The 22,913-nt window shown below is 57.6% G+C and carries 23 protein-coding genes; 14 read left to right on the forward strand and 9 right to left on the reverse strand.

Annotated elements, in window-relative coordinates:
• The first annotated feature begins 1 nt into the window (after position 1).
• From B0B09_RS01195 to B0B09_RS17755, 3 genes are all read left to right on the forward strand, one after another.
• Positions 2–340, forward strand: a complete 339-nt coding sequence (locus B0B09_RS01195) for an immunity protein CdiI family protein (RefSeq protein ID WP_076658021.1) — start codon at positions 2–4, stop codon at positions 338–340.
• Positions 341–752: 412 nt separating this feature from the next.
• A complete protein-coding gene (locus B0B09_RS01205; protein WP_165689273.1) occupies positions 753–2,513 on the forward strand; it encodes a toxin glutamine deamidase domain-containing protein in 1,761 nt (586 codons plus the stop codon).
• Positions 2,513–2,824, forward strand: a complete 312-nt coding sequence (locus tag B0B09_RS17755) for a hypothetical protein (RefSeq protein WP_131824979.1) — start codon at positions 2,513–2,515, stop codon at positions 2,822–2,824. The genes B0B09_RS01205 and B0B09_RS17755 overlap by 1 nt, the downstream gene beginning before the upstream one ends.
• Before the next feature lie 9 nt (positions 2,825–2,833).
• Here B0B09_RS17755 and B0B09_RS17825 read toward each other — a convergent pair whose 3' ends face one another.
• The gene (locus B0B09_RS17825; RefSeq protein WP_165689274.1) at positions 2,834–2,992 is read right to left on the reverse strand and encodes a hypothetical protein; all 159 of its coding nucleotides are present in this window, start codon (positions 2,990–2,992) and stop codon (positions 2,834–2,836) included.
• A gap of 9 nt (positions 2,993–3,001) precedes the next feature.
• Between B0B09_RS17825 and B0B09_RS01210 the strand changes: the two genes are divergently transcribed.
• Positions 3,002–3,889 (forward strand): hypothetical protein, encoded by an 888-nt coding sequence (locus tag B0B09_RS01210; RefSeq protein ID WP_076658024.1) that lies wholly within the window; start codon positions 3,002–3,004, stop codon positions 3,887–3,889.
• Positions 3,890–3,921: 32 nt separating this feature from the next.
• Here the strand turns inward: B0B09_RS01210 and B0B09_RS01215 are convergent, their stop codons facing one another.
• The 6 genes from B0B09_RS01215 to B0B09_RS01240 all read right to left on the reverse strand — a co-directional run bounded on the left by B0B09_RS01215 (position 3,922) and on the right by B0B09_RS01240 (position 7,727).
• Positions 3,922–4,563, reverse strand: coding sequence for a hypothetical protein (locus B0B09_RS01215; RefSeq protein WP_076658025.1), 642 nt, complete (start codon positions 4,561–4,563; stop codon positions 3,922–3,924).
• 310 nt (positions 4,564–4,873) lie between these two features.
• Positions 4,874–5,539, reverse strand: coding sequence for a hypothetical protein (locus B0B09_RS01220; protein WP_076658026.1), 666 nt, complete (start codon positions 5,537–5,539; stop codon positions 4,874–4,876).
• 14 nt (positions 5,540–5,553) lie between these two features.
• Positions 5,554–6,006: a hypothetical protein gene (locus B0B09_RS01225; protein WP_076658027.1), complete on the reverse strand. Its 453-nt coding sequence runs from the start codon at positions 6,004–6,006 to the stop codon at positions 5,554–5,556.
• Positions 6,007–6,077: 71 nt separating this feature from the next.
• On the reverse strand, positions 6,078–6,323 hold the full coding sequence (locus tag B0B09_RS18200) for an RHS repeat-associated core domain-containing protein (RefSeq protein WP_076658028.1): 246 nt from the start codon (positions 6,321–6,323) through the stop codon (positions 6,078–6,080).
• A gap of 348 nt (positions 6,324–6,671) precedes the next feature.
• On the reverse strand, positions 6,672–7,088 hold the full coding sequence (locus B0B09_RS01235; protein ID WP_076658029.1) for a VOC family protein: 417 nt from the start codon (positions 7,086–7,088) through the stop codon (positions 6,672–6,674).
• Between the two features lie 87 nt (positions 7,089–7,175).
• On the reverse strand, positions 7,176–7,727 hold the full coding sequence (locus tag B0B09_RS01240) for a pseudouridine synthase (protein ID WP_076659722.1): 552 nt from the start codon (positions 7,725–7,727) through the stop codon (positions 7,176–7,178).
• 218 nt (positions 7,728–7,945) lie between these two features.
• On the opposite strand from B0B09_RS01240, the gene B0B09_RS01245 reads away from it, so the two are divergent.
• Complete coding sequence (locus B0B09_RS01245; RefSeq protein WP_076658030.1) at positions 7,946–9,226, forward strand: DUF3422 family protein; 1,281 nt, start codon at positions 7,946–7,948, stop codon at positions 9,224–9,226.
• Positions 9,227–9,290: 64 nt separating this feature from the next.
• The gene (locus B0B09_RS01250; RefSeq protein ID WP_076658031.1) at positions 9,291–10,601 is read left to right on the forward strand and encodes a cytochrome-c peroxidase; all 1,311 of its coding nucleotides are present in this window, start codon (positions 9,291–9,293) and stop codon (positions 10,599–10,601) included.
• A gap of 50 nt (positions 10,602–10,651) precedes the next feature.
• Here the strand turns inward: B0B09_RS01250 and B0B09_RS01255 are convergent, their stop codons facing one another.
• Positions 10,652–12,118, reverse strand: coding sequence for a CRTAC1 family protein (locus B0B09_RS01255; protein ID WP_076658032.1), 1,467 nt, complete (start codon positions 12,116–12,118; stop codon positions 10,652–10,654).
• Complete coding sequence (locus B0B09_RS01260) at positions 12,115–13,380, reverse strand: ROK family protein (RefSeq protein WP_076658033.1); 1,266 nt, start codon at positions 13,378–13,380, stop codon at positions 12,115–12,117. Before B0B09_RS01260 ends, B0B09_RS01255 begins: the two co-directional genes overlap by 4 nt.
• Positions 13,381–13,588: 208 nt before the next feature.
• Between B0B09_RS01260 and xylF the strand changes: the two genes are divergently transcribed.
• From xylF to B0B09_RS01300, 8 genes are all read left to right on the forward strand, one after another.
• Entirely contained in the window at positions 13,589–14,617 is a 1,029-nt protein-coding gene (xylF, locus tag B0B09_RS01265) for a D-xylose ABC transporter substrate-binding protein (protein WP_055292184.1), read from the forward strand.
• A gap of 91 nt (positions 14,618–14,708) precedes the next feature.
• Entirely contained in the window at positions 14,709–15,974 is a 1,266-nt protein-coding gene (locus B0B09_RS01270; protein ID WP_076658034.1) for a sugar ABC transporter permease, read from the forward strand.
• The gene (locus B0B09_RS01275) at positions 15,974–16,723 is read left to right on the forward strand and encodes an ATP-binding cassette domain-containing protein (protein WP_055292187.1); all 750 of its coding nucleotides are present in this window, start codon (positions 15,974–15,976) and stop codon (positions 16,721–16,723) included. The genes B0B09_RS01270 and B0B09_RS01275 overlap by 1 nt, the downstream gene beginning before the upstream one ends.
• Positions 16,723–18,162, forward strand: a complete 1,440-nt coding sequence (xylB, locus tag B0B09_RS01280; protein ID WP_076658035.1) for a xylulokinase — start codon at positions 16,723–16,725, stop codon at positions 18,160–18,162. Before B0B09_RS01275 ends, xylB begins: the two co-directional genes overlap by 1 nt.
• Complete coding sequence (gene xylA, locus B0B09_RS01285; RefSeq protein WP_076658036.1) at positions 18,159–19,460, forward strand: xylose isomerase; 1,302 nt, start codon at positions 18,159–18,161, stop codon at positions 19,458–19,460. Before xylB ends, xylA begins: the two co-directional genes overlap by 4 nt.
• 66 nt (positions 19,461–19,526) lie before the next feature.
• Complete coding sequence (locus tag B0B09_RS01290) at positions 19,527–20,480, forward strand: hypothetical protein (protein ID WP_076658037.1); 954 nt, start codon at positions 19,527–19,529, stop codon at positions 20,478–20,480.
• The gene (locus B0B09_RS01295) at positions 20,441–21,688 is read left to right on the forward strand and encodes a phosphatidylglycerol lysyltransferase domain-containing protein (RefSeq protein ID WP_242654317.1); all 1,248 of its coding nucleotides are present in this window, start codon (positions 20,441–20,443) and stop codon (positions 21,686–21,688) included. The genes B0B09_RS01290 and B0B09_RS01295 overlap by 40 nt, the downstream gene beginning before the upstream one ends.
• Entirely contained in the window at positions 21,678–22,865 is a 1,188-nt protein-coding gene (locus tag B0B09_RS01300; RefSeq protein WP_076658038.1) for a glycerate kinase type-2 family protein, read from the forward strand. The genes B0B09_RS01295 and B0B09_RS01300 overlap by 11 nt, the downstream gene beginning before the upstream one ends.
• Positions 22,866–22,913 lie beyond the last annotated feature (48 nt).

Here is a 22,913-nt window from a genome sequence, read left to right on the forward strand (position 1 = left end):
AATGGAAGATTTGCGCCCTAAAATTAAGTTGATGGCCGACTATGATTGTTGGCCACTTTGGGGGCTGTCAGAGGTCGGAAACATCGATCCTTGCACCCTCTCGTTGTCGCCAACCACTAAAGAGGCCTTGGCCAAATGGGCCCAAGACTACAGCAATACTTTGAATCGTTCTGACCCAATTCAATCTGGGTTTGAAACCCCGGAAGATGCTTTGGCCTTCAATGAAGAAGGGTGGCGGTTGTGGGAGTGCCTTCAGAGAGAATTGCCCGAATTCAAAGTTCTCTACTTTGATAACGACCTAGGCCGACTATTTGATGAAAGGCCTATAGAAGCTTCTTAGTCACCTTCCGGTTCCGCGTCTTTGGCATCTGGATAGCGCAGTAGGAGAGGCCGTTGCGGTCTTGGATGATGGGCGCGTTTGCCCCGCCACACCAGTATGCGTCGTCGTCCCGGGTGGCGAGGTTGACGTATCGCTGGAAGTCGGCTCTTTCGATGTTTGCCTTTGCGGCGAAGAACACGCCGCCGCCCGCGAGGAAGGTTGTTTCCTGCGTGAATTTTGCGGCGAGCGCTTGGAGTGTTTTGCTTGTGTTGCGCAGGTCGTGGTCGCGTTGGCGTCTGCGTTGGCGTTGAGGGCGCGGGCGAAGTTCTGTGTCATGTCGCGCATGACTGCGGCGTTGTCTTCTGACGTACTCTGAGCGCTGTGCGATGAGACCCAGATGGTCATCGGCCCATTGCTGTGCAACTATGCTCCCATGACTACCGCCCGCTTTTTCCTTGCGCACTGCCTGATCTGGCTGCTCACGCTGGCCAGTCCGGCGGGGGCGGGTCATCTTGTCGTGGACCTGCAGGAGGGCATCGCGCAGTCGGTCTTTGCGGGGCTGCAGGAGGGCGCGCCAGAGCGGCAGCCGGGGCAGTCGGATGACGACTACGCCGCCGTCTATAACGCCTGGAAAAACGATGTGGCAGGACAAGCGAACCTCTTGGGTGCAGTGGTGGGCTACACGACCTCGGGAGGGCAGGCGGTCAACGTCAGCAACGCCGCCAGCATCGCGCAGTCGGGTGCGCTGAATAATTATCTCGGGCATACCGAGTTGCGGCAGTATCGCGATGCTTTGGCAGAGTGCGCCCCTAGTGATCGCGCTTGTTTCGATGCTGTGGCGGAAAGGTTTGAGCAGATCAGTCGCGATCTTGATGCAGAGTTTGCCGCCTGTGAGACCGAGCAGTACCGTCTCTACCATCTCTCCCGGATTGAAGCGGCCGAACAGTCCGGCGCCTTCGACGACATCATGCGGCTTCTAAGCCTCCAAGCTGTCAATTTCAGTGACGACTTCCGTGTTGATCTCATGGCGCTGCAATATGACCGGGCTGAAACGCTTGATACTGCCTTGTTCACGAATCTGGACGAAGTTGGCCGCGCACAACTGCGCGAGGAAGTGACAAGCAGCATGTGCGCAGGCGCGCGCGTCAACGCATGCAGCATCGCTGTGCGTCAGGATTTGGCGGAATGGGGCGCGCTGACCGGTGACGAAAGGCAGGTTCTGAGCGGCGACATCTTCATCGCGCGCATGGAAGCGCATGAGCGGGTGCGCGAAAACATGCGCTCTGAACAATGTGGCAGTGCTCGCGGGGGCGCATGTGAGGCGCTGGTTGATGCTGAAATCGCGCGGCTAGAGGCGCGGGCGGCGCGCATCGGTGGTGTGCTCATGATCGTAGGCGGCGGTCTGGAAATTGTCGCTGGAGGTGCTGCCGCATCGTCATGTGCGACCGGGTTGGGTTGCATCGCAGCAGCGGGCCTTGCCACGCATGGGGCGGACATTGCCGGTCACGGTGTCGTGCAGCTTTGGACTGGCGAAGTGACAGACACATTTGGCGGTGGCTTGCTGCAGCAGGCAGGTCTCAGCCCAACGCAAGCCGAACTGGTCTACGGGTTCATGGGGGCCGGGATCGAGATCGCAGCCTTGCGGGCGATGCTGCATGCACCAGCGACAATCACACCGCAGGCCCTGGCCACTTACCAGCGCACTGGAGTCTTGCCGGAAGGGGTTGCACCAAATAGAACAGGAAGTGCTGTTGACGGCATCTATGGCGACATACGTCCAATGACGGACGAATTTCCTGAGCTTGCCGGTGTGAACCCGCATTATGTTGATGGTGCAGGACCGAGTGAGAACACAAATTGCGTTTCGTGTGTCAATGCAACCGTTGATCGTCTTACTGGACGAAATCCAGATGCTGTAGCAGGTCCTTCCAATGGATATGGGGTCCCCAATGATCTAAACCCATCAGCACCATGGGGGTTTCGGCAACCAACCAGCCCTGCAAATGTTACCAACGAACTTCTTTCCCAAGGAGATGGTGCAATTTCGGTGGTACGCATTCAACAAAGTGGCACTGATATTGAACATGTAATAGTTGGGGTAAATAGAGGTGGGACCGTACACTACATTGACCCACAGTTAGGGGCGATTGTTGATCTCCAACCTAATTTGACCGTAATTCCAGGTTATAACTGATGCCTAGTGCGAAGCTTAAATTTGAAGAAATACGAAAACTTGCAGAAGATGCAGGCCGTGAACATTGGCAAGCCTTCATAGGCGAAGGGATGCCTCCTTTAATCGATGAATGCATAAACGATCGGCGAGCATGGATGTTCTTTCGTAACCCAGCTATAGAAATACCTGATGAGGCTAATTTGAGAAAATGTGCTCTGGTAGTAAGTGAAAATGGTGAAGTGCGGTTCACCGCTGATTATTATCCGAACTTTGATGAGTGTCGCGCTTATTTGGCAAAAATGGCTGATCACTTTGAAGAGCGAGACCTTTAACTACCTTTCCTACTCCAGTGCCACAATCATCAGCTCGAGTTGGATAGTTACCCGTTCGACCACATCCTGTTGTTCTTCGTGTGCATGGTTCATGCTGGCGACATAGCTGGCGTAGTGCGGATTGCCAATGACGCCATCAGTATGGCCATGCGTCCCGCATCGTGCCACTCTGCCCGCATGACCACCGCCCGCCTGTTTCTTGCCACCTGCCTGATCTGGTTGCTCACGCTCGCCAGCCCGGCGGGGGCGGGTGCCGTCACCATGGCCGATCTGCAGACCGGTATCGGTGATCTCAAAGACAACTCTGATCTGGTTGATGGCGGATTGGGGGCAGCGCTGCTTCATGGGGGTATTGGCTGCGCCGCAAATGCAGCGTTTGATGGCAGCTGCGCGTCCGGCTTTGCCGTCAGCTTTGGGACCGAACTGATCGCGGGCCAATTGTCGGCAAACTTTGAAGCGGATCCCAATATGGATGCCCGCGCACAAGAAGCCGCGCGGATGGCGTTTGAGCAGAACCGCGCCGCGCTCATCGGGGCGTTTGCCGGTTACATCACGTCTGGCGGCAATGCGGTGAACGTGAACCAGGGCGCGTCGGTGGCGCGATCCGCTGTTGCGAACAACCGGCAGCTGCATGTGCAAGAGGCAGAGCTGATTGGGCTTTATGCCGGTGTCTTTGCGCGAGAACAGGGGATCAGTGTTGAAGAGGCCACGGCACTGCTGACTGCCGAGACACTGATTGGCATCTCAGATGATTTTGCGCATCTTGAAAGCGATGCCGCAGCACGCGCGTTCCTCGATGGGCTGGAGCAGGCCGGTCAGGTTGTCGATGGGCAGACCCTGTTCGGTCAGCTTGACCGCGGGTCGGATGAATACCGCAATTCGACGATCAACATGGGCGATATGGTGCAGACTAGCGGGCTTCTGCTGATCGCTGATCAGGTGGCGTTCAATAGGGCGCTGGCGCTTTCTTTGGGGCTCCGACATTTACGTAGTAACTCCTATGGGAACCTCGTTGTATCGCCAAAGGTCGGTCGCCGGTTGACTGCAAAAAACAGCGCAAGCTGACAAAGGCAAGTGTCTAGGAAACTAGGGGCGCGTCACTCACTGAGTTCAGGCTGCCGCATTAAGTATGAACGCAAGAGACCACAGTAACGGAGCCACTCATCCGTCCAGTAGTAAAAATCGTCTTTTTGCACTACTTGGGCTCGGCGATAGTCCGAGAAGATCACACTGACTTGCCCTATTATTCCAAGGCCAATCCTTACTTGAGCTCTAACTGAAGCAATTGGAGATGTCTCCCAGACTAACTCAAATCTTATAGGAGAACTATGGTCCAACGATCCAATGGCAAAATCAAACCGACGCTTCCCCTGCTTCATCTCTAGAAGCCCAAAACCTGGAAGGTATTGAGTTACTTTCGCCTCCACAGTCTGCTTTGCCTCACTGGCGGTCACTTTTGGTAGATCATAGCTTCCAAGTATCGGATGCACCTTTTCTAGGTACCACGTGAATTTATTTCTTATCGACTGCTTCTTTTCCATTTGAAGTGGATTCTCATCGTAGTTTCCTGGGTGCAAAGCATCTCTTACTTCTTCCTCGGACACTCCTATCGCTAATGAGAATGCTCTCATGAGTTTTGCATGGTCGTCTGGTTCCGACCCCGCAAATTCCTCTCTGCGAGCTGCAATAGCTAACTTCATTCTATCGACAGCTGGCTGGAATTCTGGTCCGACTACCATTTTGGGGCTCCGGTCAATGGGGATCTCACTCTATCAGCTTTGTCGCAGGTGGGCGAGATGATGCTGGACGGAGTGGAGCGAGGCGAGGTTGAGTATCAGGGGGAACGTTTTGTGGTCAGGATGACAGAGGCTGCGACGCGAGACTGGTATAGTGTCGACATTCGGCGTTAACAATTGCGGCGCTTCGCTCGCTCCGGTTACGTCGCTGGTTTGGGTAAAGGCATCGTGTGAGGAGCCTTCAAATTGCTCAAACGTTCGCCGCGGTTCACATCTGTTGTTCTTCAATCTCCGTGAATTGCGGACTCTGCTGTTACTCGACGATATTCCTCGGCGCGGCTGAAGGGGCGAAATACTTCGCCATAGCGGCAGCATATGGAAACCATTCATCCAGCCAATAGCCAAGCCCGTCGTAGTCTTCAAATTGGGCTCCGCGTTGATCTCCCATAAACATGGGGACATTTCCTTTCAGCTTGTCGTCGACCCCAACACTAAAGCTGACCCGCGGAACAGATCGAAAATCAAGCACGAGGTTAAACCAAATGTGACTGTCTTTTGACGTATCTCTTAGAAAGTATTCCCTCCTCGTTCGGCTGCTAATCGTTTCCTCATGTCCAAAGTCCGGCAGAAACTTACGTCTTGCAACTGTGATGGTTTCCTCCAAACCCTTCTTTGAGAATTTGAAGTCAGGTTTATCGGCAACATATTCTTTTTGACTTCTGCAAAACATAGAAAAACCCATCCGCAGCTTCTGCGACTTGCGGAGGCGCTCCAGATCCTCTGCAGTTATTTTTCCGGCGCGAAATTGTCGCCGCGATTCAGCAAGAACTTCGCAAAGTTCCTGTCGGTATCCTTCCCGACCCACTAAGAAGCGTTCTATTAGCGCTTCATTGTCTTTCGATCGCACCGACGAGAAAAGTGGTGCATCGTCGTCAATAGCCGACAACATATCAAGAAACTGGCTTTGGGGGTCCGACATTTGAGAATTCGCTCCTAGGGAAAACGAGTTGTATGGCCAAAGACTGGCGGAAGGAACATTTGGATTGTTGAGTTCATTACATCCGTCATGCCCTCCATCAGTCGGAGAGCATAGGCATCTGTGCGCCCGTAGTCGATGCGCTCATAGTGCATGAGACCCGCCGTCGTCGGGCTTGGATAAACGTATTTATTGTATGTGATGCCGTTGGTCCCCAAGATACGCCCACCATACGTCCCGGCTGGTACAAGCGATTCCATTTCTGCAACTGACATCGGTGTAATAGTAGCACCTGCTTGGGCCACCGTTGCCATCCAGGCGTTTTGCTGTGCCAGCGCCCGGCCGTGACCAGCAGAACCCGGCGTCAAAGCAGTGATCGGCATATAATCGAAGAATTCGCCACTATTTGGATTGATAGCGTCTGGGCCCCCGTTAATAATCTCGGTTAGGGTGTTATCAATCGAAAACACTCCCTTGTTCCAAGCACCCGAATTTTGAAGAGGCTCGTTTCTGACTGCATGTTAGGTGCTCTTTGAGTTACCTAGAGGGCCAGTTGTTGATGAGCATATGTCCCATTGATATGATTATATTCAAAGTACCCAAATTCAGGCAAATTCCCACTTGGATCGCTTAAGTTCAGGGGATCATTCGCCGAGGATGCATACCTATTCGTCCCGACATCTGATTCAGTGACCTTCCACCAGTCTGGCTGCAGGAACAGTCCCAACTCCGGATCATAGTATCTTGCGTTGCCCCCATGACCACCGCTCGCCTTTTCCTTTCCCACTGCCTGATCTGGCTGCGCACGCTGACGAGCCTGGCATCAGCGTGTGGCGGCGCATGGCGGACGCGCAGCACGGGATCGGGGAGCAGGTGCGTTCGTCCCGGTATGTTGCTGTATAGCGTTGTACGCGCTTGAGCCCGATATTGGTCGCACGGCAGGATTGCCGTGCCCTCAAATTTGCGGGACACAAAGCAGCGACAGTCAGAGACACAATGGGATTTCATCGTATCCTGATAAGTATTTAGTTACAGAACGGTAGGCGCTTTTCAGGTTGTCTGATCATGCGCCCTGACCGCACCAATCTTTATCCTGATTTTTAATCGGACATGCCCTGACAGTCCCACGTTTACCTTATGCGTCACGTCCAGGTTCTTTTGGGTCGTTCGAGAATAACGCGATCTTGTTGCCATATGGGTCACGCAGGTAACCAACGTAGAAATGCGGACCATAGGACGCGCGAAAACCCGGTTTACCCTCATCGGTTCCGCCGGCGGCGACGGCTGCTGCGTGTAGGGCGCGTACCTGCGCCTGATTGCGCGCCGCGAATGCGACCATTGTACCATTCCCGGCCGTGGCAGGCTGCCCGTCGAAGGGCGCTTTTACATAGAAGTCCGGTAGGGCAACAGACTGCCCCGGTTGTTTGGGCAAGATGTAACTCAAGTCACCGTGAAATTCTTGCTGCGTATAACCGAGGTCAGGCAAAAAAGCTGCGTAAAACCGCGCAGCGCGCGCAATGTCGTCAGCACCAACGGTAACATAGGCAATCATCCTGGGCTCCTTTTTGCGCCGTGGGGGTTTGCCGGTGGTTTGGCACAGCTGGTCATGCCCGATCAATCCTGTACGACGAACCGGCACTTATGTCGGGTTGGCCTCGAGCCATGCCCCGCTTTCAATTCCGTCCAGCGTCCAGTTGCCGACACGCCATCGCACCAGCCGCAGTGTCGGAAAGCCGATATGCGCCGTCATCCGGCGTACCTGTCGGTTCCGCCCCTCGCTGATGGTCACCTCGATCCATGTATCGGGCACAGATTTGCGAAACCGCACTGGCGGATCGCGCTCCCATAAAGCGGGGGGATCAATCAGGCGGACCTTCGCGGGGCGGGTCGGGCCGTCTTTGAGCGTGACGCCGTCCCGCAGCGGCGCGATGTCTTTGTCTGTTGGCGCGCCCTCGACCTGTACCAGATAGGTCTTGCTCATCTTGTTTTTGGGGTCCGCGATGCGGGCCTGCAACGTCCCGTCGTCGGTCAGCACCAAGAGCCCCTCGCTGTCGCGGTCCAGCCGCCCCGCAGGATAGACCCCGGGCACGTCCACGAACGAAGAAAGCGTGGGCCGTGGTGTCGGGCTTTTGGCGTCAGTAAACTGCGACAGCACGCCAAAAGGTTTGTTCAGAAGGATCACACGCGACATGCGCCTGACTAACGCAAGCGGTGCCATGCCGTCCATGGTCTTGTGCGTTTCGGTTTTCTTTGTCAATTCGGTGCCGTCACGTGCGCTGTGCAAACGCCAAACCAGCCTGCGGTATACAGATGTACTCTGGTAACATATTATAAATGAATAACTTTTTGATTTACTTGCGCGCAAACGCGACTAGATTGAAGTTCATTGATGAGTAAAAAGGCGCGCCAATGCCCCCAATCGCCGACCACCCCTTGCGCTATGCGATGGCGAATGAGTTGCACGCCCGGCCGTTTCCCGCTGTCGGAGCACCCAGCCGTGCGGCCTTTCTTGCGATCAAACCGGCCAGCAACGCCGCGGGCCGTGATCGCGGGGCGGACCGTACCCATCTGATTGATCTGCTCGACAGATTTGGCGCGCAGCATCCCCAGCCGGATGCGACCCACTATTTCGGAAAGATCGGACGCCATCATCTGAAATGGGAAAGTCATACCGAGTTTGTGACCTACACGATCTTTGGTGAAGGTGTCGCGGATCAGCCTTTCGATGCCGCAACCTTTTCTATTTTTCCCCAAGACTGGCTCGAGGCTGCACCTGGCGTGCGCGTCACCTCTGCGCTGATCCGCATCGAGGTGGCGGACGGAGATGAAGGGATCATCGAGAAAGCACGCGAATGGTTTGTTCCCGAAAGCCTCGCCATCAGTCGGGTGATTGAGAATGATCTGGTTGTTGCGGGTGATTTTCGCATCGACCATGCCGGACACACGCGTTTTGCCGTTTTCGCGCGGCCGCATGTCGGCAATCGTCGTGTGGGCCGCGTTGTCCAGCGTCTGTGCGAGATCGAGACCTATAAATCCATGTCCATGCTTGGCCTGAGCCGCGCGCGTGAACTCGGCCCGCGGATGGCCGCCTTCGATGAAAAGCTCACAGGTCTTCTGGAAGATATGCGCGGATCAGACGGCGATCCTGCCAAGGTCCTGCAGTCTTTGCTCGAAGTGTCGGCCGAGATTGAGAATACGATCGCGCAAACCTCGTTTCGTTTTGGCGCTACAGTGGCCTACGAGAAGATCGTGAACCAGCGGATCGAAGTCCTGCGCGAAGCCCGCTTTGAGGGACGGCAGACCTTTAGCGAATTCATGATGCGCCGTTTTGACCCTGCGATGCGGACCGTGAATTCAACCAAAGGGCGGCTGAATGCGATGTCGGACCGTGCCCTGCGTGCCGGTGATCTTTTGCGTACACGGGTGGATGTGGAACGTTCGGCCCAAAACCAGGAATTGCTGACCAGCATGGACAAACGCGCCGATCTGCAACTGCGTCTGCAGCGCACCGTTGAGGGGCTGTCGGTTGTGGCAATCAGCTACTACGCCGTCAATCTGGTGCTCTATGTCATTGCCCCGATCAGCGAACCGCTGGGCATCAGTAAAGTGCTGATGGCCGCTCTTGCAACGCCGGTCGTGTTGCTTTTCGTCTGGCTGATGGTCAATCGCATCCGCAAACATATGGAATAATCCGTCGCACTTGTAAGCAATGGAAACCATGGTAACACTTTGCCAGGATACGGGTGGAGGTACTATGCGCATAGTCTTGGGGTTAGCGGCAATCATCGTTGCGGATACCGCTTTTGGCGACGCGCTGCCCGCACCTTTGACAGAGGCGGATTTCGCCCCCGTACGTGAGATCGAGGCCCGTTTGGGCCAGCTTTTGTTCTACGATCCCATCCTGTCCGGCAACCGCAACGTCTCTTGCGGGACCTGCCACCATCCGGCCTTCGGCACAGGCGATGGTTTGTCACTGGGTATCGGTGACGGGGGGATCGGTCTGGGGCCGAAACGTGTGGCGGACCCCGACAATATGCCGGAACAGCGGATACCGCGAAATGCACCGGCTCTCTTCAACCTCGGCGCATACGAGTTCACAGTGCTCTTCCATGATGGCCGGATCGAGGTAGACCCCGACCGCCCCGGTGGACTGCGGACACCGCTTGATGCGGATATGGTCACCGGTTTTGCCTCGCTTCTTTCTGCGCAAACCATGTTTCCGGTGCTCAGCCCCGACGAAATGGCAGGTCACTATAGCGAAAATGAAATTTCCCAAGCGGTGCGGCGTGGCGTGATCACGGGGCAGGGTGGTGCTTGGGACCTGATCTCGCAGCGCGTGCGCGACATCCCCGCCTATGCCGACAGCTTCATCGCGACCTATGACCATATCGACGCGCCCGATCAAATCACCTTCGCCGATATCTCGAACGCCATCGCGGCCTTCATGGAATTCGAGTGGCGCTCTGACAATGCCCCGTTCGACGCGGTCCTGCGCGGCGAAGCCACGTTACCCGAACCCGCCGCCACCGGCATGAACCTGTTTTACGGTGACGCAGGATGTGCAAGCTGCCACAGCGGCCCGTTCCTGACGGATCATGAATTTCACGCAATGGGCGCCCCCCAGATCGGTCCCGGCAAGGCTGCGCGCTTTGAAAGCCACGCCCGCGACGAAGGCCGTTTCCGCGTGACAGGTGATCCTGCCGATCTCTACGCCTTCCGCACGCCATCCTTGCGCAACGTGGCCTTGACCGGCCCTTACGGTCACGCGGGCGGACATCGCGATTTGCGCAGCTTTATTGAAGCACATCTCGATCCGGTTGCGGCGCTGGAAACCTATGATCTGACCAATGCGGTCCTGCCCGCGCTTCCCGTTGATGACACGCGTGGCCTGGCGGATAGCGCTGCGATCGCGCAGGCCGTCACCTATGCCCCCCGCCGGATAACAGACGCGCAGATCACGTCCTTGGTGGCGTTTCTGGACGCGCTGACTGACCCCGCCGCGATTGATGGAAAACTGGGCATTCCTGACGCCGTGCCAAGCGGGCTGCCGATAGACCAGCCCTGACCCTTATTATCGGCCCGTAAATATCCCCGCCGCAGGCATCTTTCCGCGCGTCAGCGCACCAGCCGTAGCTGTTGATTTGCCTGGGCCTGATGGCTGGTTTGCTGCCCACCCGGCCAAACCACGGTCACATCGGCACTGTCGGCCGCACCCAACCCGAAGTGCAATGGCAATGCTTTGCCGCCGCCATGCCCGCCACCGACGGTCAGTTGCTGGCTTTGACGGTTTCCTTCCGCTTCCACCACGACAGTCGCACCCACAGCATTCATATTGCCGCCGGGCTGGGTGAGCGCAATCTCAAGCCAGTTTCCGGTGTCCGGTGTGACATTGCGGTAAAGCTCCATCGGCGCACGCCGGTTGACAACCACCAGATCAAGACGCCCGTCACCGTCAAAATCGGCCAATGCCGCGCCGCGCGCGCGCTCTTTGGTGGCAACACCTGCAATCGCTGCAGTTTCGCGAAAGGTGCCATCGGCATTTTGCATCAACAGGTTATTGGGGTCCTGGATCGCCAGTCCCGGCATCTGGTCAACGTTTCCTTTGGCGATGAACAGATCCGCGCGCCCGTCATTGTCCACATCCGCAAATTCGGCATGCCAGCCCGTAGAGGGGCGCCCGTCATCGCCGGTATGGGGGCGCTGGGCATAGGTGCCGATCGTGAAAGGGGCTGCGGCATAGGTGCCGTCCTCTTGGGCCAATTGCATCAATTGATCGCCCATGGAGGTCAGCATTACTTCATCGCGCCCGTCACCGGTCAGATCACGGCTCGCGATGCCCATGCCCCAGAGCGAGACGTTCTTCCAGCCGTCATCGGCGCCCAGAAAACGCTGCTCGGCGATATCCCACATCTGCTCATAGCCTTCACGGACATAGTAGTGCCGGTCATTCGAGAGCCGCAGGGTCGGGCGTTCGCGTGCATCATTGGCCGCCAATATCGACAGAGGGCAGAAACCCGGGGTCAGCGGGGTGCTCTGATAACCTGATGCGCCGGGACGCAGGATCATATTGTCATCGCAAGCCCCGAAAGGTCCCTCAGGATCGGCACGGTCTACATAATTGCCTACGGCCATGACAGGTTTGCCGTCATCCTCCCACCAGGCGGTGAAAGCGGTCGACCACGCATCATCTTGAGGAAGCTCATTGCTGGCGGTAAAGCGGCAATTACCCCCTCCCATCAACAACTGGTTTTGGCCAACGCGCAGCACGAAGAGGTCCATTGCCCCATCTGCGTTTACATCCAGCGGATAGGCTCCGGTGACGCCTGTCAGTTCAGGTATCGCACCTTTGGCGAACGTAAAATCCCCGCGGTTGATCATTAATTGCGCGGGGTTTGCGCCGCCTGCGGCAAAGAGATCGGGCAGTGCATCGCCGTTACAGTCAAAGACTGCAACGCCACCGCCGACGAAATGCTCCCACTCTCCGCCATAGATATGTTCTGGCAACCCCGCCGAGCGATCCTCGAACAAAGGGTCTGCCGCAACCGGTGCGGCCGCGATAAGCAGCGCACAGAGCCGGATCATCCGCGGGCCTCTCCCAGAGCAGCTGCTGTCACGGCCTCAAGCGCCAGCGCCGTGGCGCCGCGCGCCCAGATCATGCCGCCCCATGCGTGAACTTCGACCTTGCAGGGCGTGCGCCCGTCGCTCAGGGTCAGTTTTTGCATCTCGGACAGCACCTCTTTGGAATAAAGATAGTCATACTGCATCCGCTCACCCGACAGGATGATCAGGCCGGGATCGAAGAGCTGGATCACGTTCGAGAGCCCCAGCGACAGATAGCGCCCTGCGCGGCGAAAGATCGTGCGCGCGGCCTCATTGCCGGATTTGGCCTGTGCGAAAAGCGCATCCAGCATCACATAGGGGCTTTGCGGGGTGCGCGGGTTGCGATCCAGTGCCGTTGCCGCCTCGCGCGCCAGTGCGTAATCCGCCAGATAGGCCTCAAGACAGCCGCGTTGCCCGCAGCGACAAAGTGCACCATCCAGTTGCACCTTGGTGTGCCCCAGTTCCAGTCCCATGCCGCGCGCGCCACGGAAAAGCCGGTTGTCGAGAACAAGGCCCATACCCACGCCATTCTCGATCGTGACGACCACGAAATCTGCAATCGTGCGACCGGCCCCGAACCACAATTCTGCAAGGCTGAGCACATTTGTGTCGTTGTCTACGTAAACCGGGACACCAAACCGCGCCATGAACGCACTGCGCATATCAACATCGGTTTCGATCAGAAAGGGTGACCATGTCACGGTACCTGTATCGTGGTCTACAATTCCCGGGATACCCATACCAACCGCTGAAATTTCCGGCAGGGTCATATTCGCACCCTTCAGAATGCGGTCAATAAGGACATCAACCTCTTCCAGCACCGTATCAAGTGACTTGCGCCCGGGCGAGGAGGGTATGGTCGTATCTGCAACAGGCCGGCCCGCAAAATCAGACAGCACGGCAGAGTGCGTTTCATCCGACAACTTAATTCCAATGACATAACGCGCCTCTGGCACGACCTCGAGCGCGACAGGAGGGCGGCCGCGGCCACTTTCGCGGGGCAGGCCCTCGACTTCGCGCAAAAGCCCCGCGCAGATCAGGTCTGCGGTTAGCGTTGTTGCGGATCCGGCACTGATATTGAGCGCACGGGTGACATCAGAGCGCGCAGCACGACCAGTCGCGCGGACATGTTCGAACACCTGCTGACGCAACGGCTTGGCGTCGGGCGACCCTGTGGACAATAATGGGCCACAGCCGTTCGGATCCTCCGATTCGTCGTTCTGATCCACTATTCTGTCGTACATAGTTCAATCTCTGAATTAATTTGTCCGCTGCGCATCCTGAAATTCGCCTCGTTTTCCAGACTGCCCAAAATATTTGCACGTTCAAAGCATTATTTTCACATTTCGCGTCAATTTTTATTTTGACAACTGAATTTAATAAGTCATGCTGGCGAGCGTAGGGTCAAATGGCCCACGCCCCAATGCATGGGGCACACTATGGGAGGAAAACATGCATAAATCCGTTGTTGCGGCAGCCATTGTTGTCGCTGGTCTAGGTACGACCGCTTTTGCTGATGGTCATGGAATTACAGTCGGCGTGAGCTGGTCAGACTTTCAGGAAGAGCGCTGGAAAACAGACGAAGCCGCCATGCTTGGCGCGCTTGAAGCCGCTGGCGCAAGCTACCTGTCTGCCGACGCGCAGTCATCCGCAACAAAGCAGCTGGCAGATGTCGAAAGCCTGATCACACAGGGTGTTGACGCCCTGATCATCCTTGCACAGGACGGCGCGTCCATCGGCCCGGCACTTGATGCTGCCGAAGCTGCCGGCATTCCTGTCATCGGTTATGACCGTCTGATTGAAGACCCGCGTGCATTCTACCTGACATTTGACAACGTCGAAGTTGGCCGGATGCAGGCGCGTGCCGTGTTCGATCTGGCACCTGAAGGCAACTACGTCATGATCAAAGGCTCGCCAACCGATCCGAACTCTGACTTCCTGCGTGGCGGTCAGCAAGAGGTGCTGCAAGCCGCCATCGACAGCGGTGCGATCACCATTGTTGGTGAAGCTTACACTGACGGCTGGCAGCCTGCGAACGCGCAGCGCAACATGGAGCAGATCCTGACACAGACCAACAACGAAGTTGACGCTGTTGTGTCTTCCAACGACGGCATGGCCGGCGGTGTTGTTGCGGCGCTTGCTTCACAAGGCATGGACGGCATTCCTGTCTCCGGTCAGGACGGCGACCACGCAGCTCTGAACCGCGTCGCACTGGGTACACAGACCGTATCTGTCTGGAAAGACAGCCGCGCGCTGGGCCGCAATGCAGGCGAGATCGCAGTGGCACTGGCCAATGGTACAGCTTTGGCTGACATCGAAGGTTCCGCAACATTCACATCACCCGGTGGTGTTGAAGTGAACTCCATGCTGCTGGCACCATTGCCAATCACACAGGACAACCTGAACGTCGTTCTGGAAGCCGGTTGGATTGAAAAAGACGTGCTTTGTCAGGGTGTCTCGGGCGTCGCCGCTTGCGAGTAAACTGACGCGAACCACGCAGGCCCCATCCGCATCTGCGGGTGGGGCCTTCTTACAAGACAACCCTGCCACGGGTTGAAAGGGGAGGAAACCAATGTCTGGCGGACTTGGTAAGCTAATCAAAACATTGCAAATCGACACACGGCTTTTGGGCATGATCGGTGCCTTCGTGATCATTGCCTTGGTATTTCACGTCGCAACTGGGGGCACGTTTCTGACCCCCCGCAACCTGTTTACGCTGACATTGCAGACCGCATCGGTCGCGGTAATGGCCACCGGGATGGTGTTTGTCATTGTCACCCGCAACATTGACCTGTCCATCGGGTCCCTGCTGGGGATCGTGGGCATGATCATGGGTGTCATTCAGGTGCAAATCCTGCCTGATTTCGTTGGTTTCGGCAGCCCCTCTATCTGGATTATTACTGTCATTGCAGGCCTTTTGCTTGGTGCTGCAATTGGCGCATTCCAAGGCTGGTTGATCGGTTACCTTCTGATCCCGTCCTTTATCGTCACTTTGGGTGGCCTGTTGATCTGGCGCGGTGGCGCATGGTGGGTTTCCAAGGGCACAACCATTTCCCCGCTTGATCCGAATTTCATCATGCTTGGCGGTGCGACGGGGACAATTGGTGTGACCGCAAGCTGGGCACTGGCGCTCGTCGGCTCTGCACTGACCGTGCTGTTTTTGATCAATACGCGCCGCAAGCACATCAGCCACGGGTTTGCTGTCAAACCGATGTGGGCCGAGTATGCGCTGGGCGCGATCCTTGTGGGTGCGATTTGCGGGGTTACCGCGATCATGAACGCCTATATGGTCCCGACCCGTATTCTGGAGCGTCGTTTTGCTTCGGAAGGGCTGGAAATGCCCGAAGGCTACACCGAAGCTTACGGTTTCCCGATCTCGGTCCTGATCGTTTTGGCCGTCGCCATCGGTATGACCATCATCGCCAAGAAAACCCGCTTTGGCCGTTACATCTTTGCGATGGGAGGCAACCCTGACGCGGCAGAGCTGTCGGGTATCAACACACGTTTGCTGACGGTCAAGGTCTTTGCCCTGATGGGCGCGCTGACAGCCATCGCTGCCGTCATCGCTTCGGCCCGTCTGGGATCTGCCGGATCATCCTTGGGTGAGCTGGACGAATTGCGCGTGATCGCGGCAGCCGTCATCGGCGGCACTGCACTGGCAGGCGGCGTCGGCACGATCTATGGCGCAATCCTTGGCGCATTGATCATGCAGGCACTCGTGTCCGGTATGGGCATGGTGGGCGTTGATTCACCACTGCAAAACATGATCGTGGGTGGCGTGCTGATTATCGCTGTCTGGATCGACATTATCTACCGCCGTAAGACAGGAGACGCATGATGAGCACCCCACTTTTGGAAATGCGCAATATCTCGATCCATTTTGGCGGGATCAAAGCAGTTGATAATGTGTCGATCGACGTGATGCCGGGCGAAGTTGTGGGCCTTCTGGGCCACAACGGGGCCGGTAAATCTACGCTAATCAAAATTCTCTCGGGTGCGTACAAGAAGGACGCAGGCGAGATTTATGTCGACGGCAAGAAAGTTGAAATCAACAGCCCGATTGATGCGCGTACGCACAACATCGAGACGATTTATCAGACACTTGCCTTGTCGGATAACCTTGATGCGGCCTCGAACCTGTTCCTGGGGCGTGAGATCACAACCAAGTTCGGTTTGCTGGATGATACCGCCATGGAAGCGGAATCGCGCAAGATCATGGCGCGCCTGAACCCGAACTTTCAGCGTTTCTCGGAACCTGTCCGTTCGCTGTCCGGTGGTCAGCGCCAGTCCGTGGCGATTGCGCGCGCGGTCTATTTCAACGCGCGTATCCTGATCATGGACGAACCGACAGCGGCGCTTGGCGTGCATGAAACGGCGATGGTTGCGGACCTGATCAAAGAGCTGAAGGCCCAAGGTCTGGGCATCTTCCTGATCAGTCACGACACCCGTGAAATGATGGAACTCTGCGACCGTGTGTCGGTGATGAAGAACGGCCAGTTGATCGGGACGGAGCGCGTCGAGGACGTGACCGAGGATGATATCCTGTCCATGATCATCATGGGCAAGAACCCCAAACAGGCCGCGTAATGTTCATTGGCCTTGATCTGGGAACGTCGGGTCTCAAGGCTGTTTTGATCAACGAAAGTCAGGCGATTGTCGCGGAAGCGACAGCGCCGCTTGCTGTGGTACGTCCGCAGCCCGGTTGGTCAGAGCAGGATCCTGCGGCATGGTTGGATGCAGCAGATACCGTGATGCGGGCCCTCGCGGGGCAGGTCTCATTGGCACAGGTGCGCGGCATCGGTTTGTCGGGGCAAATGCATGGTGCGACCTTGCTGGACCGCGACGATGCGGTGCTGCGCCCGTGCATCCTGTGGAACGATACGCGGTCCGCAGAGGAGGCTGCCGCGCTGGACGCCGATTCAAGGTTCCGTGCGCTGACGGGCAATATTGTTTTTCCGGGTTTTACAGCACCGAAACTTGTCTGGGTGGCCAAACACGAGCCGGACATTTTTGCCAAAACGGCCCGCGTGCTCTTGCCCAAGGACTATCTGCGCCTGTGGCTGACGGGCGAGGCGGTGGCGGAGATGTCGGATGCCGCGGGCACAAGCTGGCTTGATGTCGGTAAACGCGACTGGTCGGATGATCTCTTGGCCGCGACCGGCATGTCGCGCGCGCAGATGCCACGCCTGGTTGAAGGCTCAGAGGTGTCAGGGCAGTTGCGCGATAAGCTGGCAGACCGCTGGGGCCTGCCCAAAGGTGTCGTCGTGGCAGGTGGCGGCGGTGACAATGCCGCGAGTGCCGTGGGCGTCGGTGTGGTCACCGCAGGCGATGCGTTTGTGTCGCTTGGCACCTCTGGCGTGTTGTTTGCGGCTTCGGATGCCTATCAGCCGGATGCGGCGACAGCCGTGCATACCTTTTGTCACGCGCTGCCGGATACATGGCACCAGATGGGTGTGATCCTTGCCGCCGCCGATGCGCTGAACTGGTTTGCGAGGATCACGGATAAGCCCTCGGCCACCCTGACGGGTGTTCTCGGGGCGTTGCAGGCGCCGGGGCGCACATTGTTTTTGCCATACTTGGGCGGCGAGCGCACACCACATAATGATGCCAGTATCCGGGGATCGTTCCTGCATCTGGACCACGCCACCGATCAGTCTGGGATGACGCGGGCTGTGCTTGAAGGCGTGACCCATGCAATCCGTGACAGCTATGACGCGCTGTCGGCCACAGGCACACAGATCAACCGCCTGATCGCGGTCGGGGGCGGGTCGAAATCGGACTATTGGGTTCGGGCGATCGCCACTTCTTTGGATCTGCCCGTACACCTGCCTGTCGCAGGTGATTTTGGCGGGGCATTCGGCGCGGCCCGCCTTGGGATGATGGCTGCAACAGGCGCAGGGGTCGAGATTGCAACTGCCCCGCAGATTGCCCGCACAATTGATCCTGAACCCTCACTCACCAGTGCCTTTGCAGAGGCGCACACAAGATACCGCGCAAGCTATGGCGCGTTGAAAGGACTGACATGACCGATTTTTTCAAGGGCATTCCCGCCATTACCTACGAAGGCCCGTCGACAGACAATGATTTTGCCTTCCGCCACTATAACCCCGACGAGATCGTGATGGGTAAGGCGATGAAAGATCATCTGCGGTTTGCGGCCGCCTATTGGCATTCCTTTGCATGGCCCGGTGGCGACCCGTTCGGTGGACAGACCTTTGATCGTCCATGGTTTGGCGACACGATGGATGCTGCGCGGATGAAGGCCGATGTGGCCTTCGAGATGTTCCAGATCCTTGGCGTGCCGTATTTCTGCTTCCACGACGCTGATGTGCGGCCCGAAGGGGCGAGCTTTGCCGAGAGTACAAAGAACCTTGAGGCCATCGTCGATTACTTTGCCGAGAAGATGGAGGCGACCGGCGTCAAGCTCCTCTGGGGCACGGCGAACCTCTTTTCGCACCGCCGTTTCATGGCGGGGGCTGCCACGAACCCTGACCCTGATGTATTCGCCTACTCAGCGGCCACCATTAAGACCTGCATGGATGCGACCATGAAACTTGGTGGTGAAAACTACGTCCTTTGGGGCGGGCGGGAAGGCTATGAGACGCTGCTGAACACCGACATGGGCCGCGAACGCCAGCAGGCGGGGGCCATGTTGCAGATGGTCGTGGATTACAAACACAAGATGGGCTTCAAAGGCGCGATCCTGATCGAGCCAAAGCCGCAGGAACCGACCAAGCATCAGTATGATTATGATGTGGCGACAGTCTATGGCTTCCTGAAAGACTTTGGTCTTGAGGGCGAAGTGCAGATGAATATCGAGCAGGGCCATGCCATTCTGGCGGGCCATTCTTTTGAACATGAACTGGCCCTGGCGCGCGAATTGGGGATTTTCGGGTCCATCGATATGAACCGAAATGATTACCAGTCCGGTTGGGACACCGACCAGTTTCCCAACAATGTGCCTGAAATGGCTTTAGCCTATTACGAAGTGCTGCGCGCCGGTGGTTTCATCACAGGTGGGACGAACTTTGACGCCAAACTGCGCCGGCAGTCGCTGGATGCAGAGGATCTGATCCTCGCGCATGTCGGCGGGATGGATGCCTGTGCGGCGGGCCTGAAGGCGGCCGCCGCGATGTTGGAGGACGGCAAACTCGAGGCTGCGCGCAAGGCCCGTTATGCAGGTTGGGACACGGCCGAAGGCAAGGCGCTGCTGGCCAGTGATCTGGACAGCATCACGGCCAAGGTGCAGGCCGAGGGCATCAACCCCGAACCCCGTTCCGGCCGTCAGGAGCGGTTGGAAAATCTGGTGAACCGCTACCTGTGATCCCGCGCTCTTGTGCCGCCCGCCGCCCGTGCCTAACGTGGCTGCGGGTGGCAGAGGTGTAACAGCGTGATCGGCACAATCTTCAGGACTTTCGGGCGCAGATACATGGACGTGTCATTGCGTGCTGGTGCCGATTATGTCGTGCGGATTGTTGAGCGTCCGGGGCTGTGGATGGAGGACGCGGCCCTTGCCGCGCTGAGCGCTGATCTGCGCCAAGTGGCGGCGCGCACGCTCGATGCGGGCAGCCTGACTTATGGCGTGTTTTCAGGGGATAAGTCGCGGATGGAAGCGGTGATCATCACGCTGGTTTCCCGCCGCGATGGCACCCCCGTTGCATTCAACGCGCTGGCGGTGATGGCGTTGGATACCGCCCCTCACCCGACTGATGTCTTGCATCTTGGTCTGGTTATGGTGGACCCCGACGAGCGATCCAAGAACCTGTCATGGGTGCTTTATGGCCTGACTTGTTTTTTGATCTTTTTCCGCCGCCAGTTCCGCCCTGTCTGGGTGTCCAACGTCACGCAAGTCCCCGCTGTCGTCGGCATGGTCAGCGAGATGTTTTCCGATGTCTGGCCCAGCCCGAACAAGGGGCGACGCACGCTGACCCATCTGCTGTTGGCGCGCGAGATCATGGCCACCCAGCGGCATATCTTCGGTGTGGGCGCAGATGCGGGCTTTGATGAACAGCGCTTTGTCATTACCGATGCCTACACAGGCGGGTCCGATGATCTGAAAAAGACATGGGAGAGCGCGCCCAAGCACCGCGATGCGCGCTATAACGCTTTTTGCCAAGAGGCACTGGACTACACCCGTGGCGATGATGTGCTGCAATTGGGACAGATGGATGTGGCCGCGATGCGCACATACCTGACACGCGAAGTGCCGAAATCTGCGGTGATCGGATTGCTGCTGACAGGTGGGATCGTGGCGCTCAGACGAATTGTTCTGCCAGCGATCCATTGGGCGGATAGCACGCAGGAATGGGGGCACCTGCGCCCTTACATGCGGCGCAACAGATGATTGCTGCCGCCACGATCATGATGCAGCTTTTCCTGTCTGCGGCGGCGTTGACCGGGCTCTTTGTGTTGCAAACCGTGCTGACGCGCCGTGACCGCGATGATCCGATCAACTGGCGCTTTCTGTTCGGTGTACGGGTCACGATGGTGCTTTTTGCGGGGCGCGCGTTGATGATACTCACCGGAATTGAGGCGTTTCGTATTCTCACCCTGCTTGGGGCCGCAATCATCCCTTTGGCGGTCTTGATCCTGACCGAGGGCTTGTTGCGCCGCCACGCGCCGCCATTGGTGAAGGCGGTGATCGGGGGCGGGGCGGTGGTCTTTGCGGTATCTTCCTTGTGGTATTCAGGGAGCATTGATCCCGCAAGGCTGTTTGCGCTGTTGGGGTTTCAGCTATTAGGCTTCGTGTTGTCGGGGTGGCTGATCATACGTCGTGACAAGGCCTCTCTATCAGTCACCGAAAACGCGATGGTCGTGCGTTTGGGGCTGTCGTTGATCCTGTTCATACCGCTTGCGGCAGGTGATTTTCTGCTGCTTTCCGTTGGGTTGCCGATCCAGTTTTCGGCGCTGGGGGTACTGATCCTGTGTTGGTTGGCCATCGGATTAGGGCGTCCACATATCGGGCATCGCGCAACGCTTGCGAACCTTGGCGTGATGGTTGCGGCGGCCTGTGGCGTGGGGGCGATGATCGCCACTTTCGCACAGATGGGGCGTGATGGATATCTGCTTTCTATTGCCGCGATCATGACGACGCTCTTTGTCGTGGCGATCCTGAATGATGCGCGCGCGCTGCGTCTGGAAGAGCAGAGCGTTGGTCTGTTGCGCCAACTCGTGATGGCCCGCACCGATGATCCGATGACATTCTTGCGCGATCTGCAAGACCATCCGCTTGTGGAAGGCGCGGTTGTCGTCAGCGAAGAAAGCCTCCAGGGGTTGCAGGATGATGTGCTGGACCGGATTTTCGCAGTTGCCCCCGTTTTGCGCCGGAGTGATCCACCGGTGTTGGGGCCGGTCGCTGATGATCATATCGCCTATCTGTTCGCGCGCTATTCTGCGACCCATGTGATGTTGGCGGCTTCGCGCCCCAGGGTGCTGGTCGCATTGGCGATGCCTTCGCTTGGCGCGTCGCCTTCGGCAGAGCTGGAATTGCAGGTGGTGCAGCGGATGGCGGGTTTGATCGCCATGAGGAAAGGGGATCGCGATGAAGGATGACCGCGCAGAGGTGTTGCGGATTTTTCAGGCGGGCGTGAAGGCGGCCGATCCGTATCTGGCCGTTTCGGAGGCTTTGGAAGATGTGCCTGCCCCTGCCTTGATCGTCGCGGTGGGCAAGGCGGCACGTTCGATGGCCAGGGCGGCCTTGGTGCGGTTTGCAGGTGTGAAATGCCTCGTTGTGACGAACTATGAGAATGCCAGTGATCTGGATGGGGCAGTGGTGATGGCAGCGGGGCATCCCGTACCCGATGAACACGGCGCAGCGGCGGCGAAGGCCGTGATCGCAGCCTTGGATGCGGTGGACGGCCCAGTGCTGGCGCTGATATCGGGGGGTGGGTCAGCTCTCTTACCTGCCCCCGCAGGGGCGCTGACCCTCGCGGATAAAGCACGGGTGAATGACCTTTTGCTGGGATCAGGACTTGATATCGTGGCGATGAATCTGATCCGCCAGCAATTGTCTGACCTGAAAGGTGGCGGGTTTCTGCGCCATGCGACCCCTTCAAAAGTGACGGCGCTCATCCTGTCAGATGTGATCGGTGATGATCTTTCGGCCATTGCGAGCGGTCCGACGGTTGGACCGATCGGGACAGCCGGGCAGGCAATGGCTTTGTTGCAGGCGCATGGGTTGTGGGAGGACCTGCCAGAGGTCGTGCGTGATCATCTACGTCAGGCAGTACCGCCCGCGCCATTGCCGGAGGCCCGCAACATATTGGTGGGGTCGAACGGGAAAAGCGTGGCAGCGATGCAAGATGCAGCCCCCGAAGCCCACGTGATTGCGACACCCATCATCGGTGATGTGGCGGATGCAGCGCGGATCATTTGCGATCAGGCCGTTGTCGGCACGACCGTTTGGGGTGGCGAAACCACCGTCGTTTTGCGCGGTACGGGACGCGGTGGACGTAATCAGGAACTGGCGTTGCGGATCGCGCAAGAGGCTGCGCTGCGCGGCTGGACAGACTGGACCTGCCTGCAAGCGGGCAGTGATGGCCGTGACGGGCCGACCGATGCAGCGGGTGCTCTTGTTGATCAAGACACGCTTGCCAAGATCGCTGATCTGGACAGGCTGCTGGCAAATAACGACAGCTATGCCGCGCTGAATGCGGCGGGTGATCTTCTGATAACAGATGCGACCGGCACCAACGTGGCTGATCTCGGGGTGATGATCCGGCGGAGCTAGGCCCCCCATGGCGGTGTCGGAGCCTCCGGCGGGGATATTTTGAGGCCA

This window comes from Yoonia rosea (genome assembly GCF_900156505.1).
Classification (GTDB): domain Bacteria; phylum Pseudomonadota; class Alphaproteobacteria; order Rhodobacterales; family Rhodobacteraceae; genus Yoonia; species Yoonia rosea.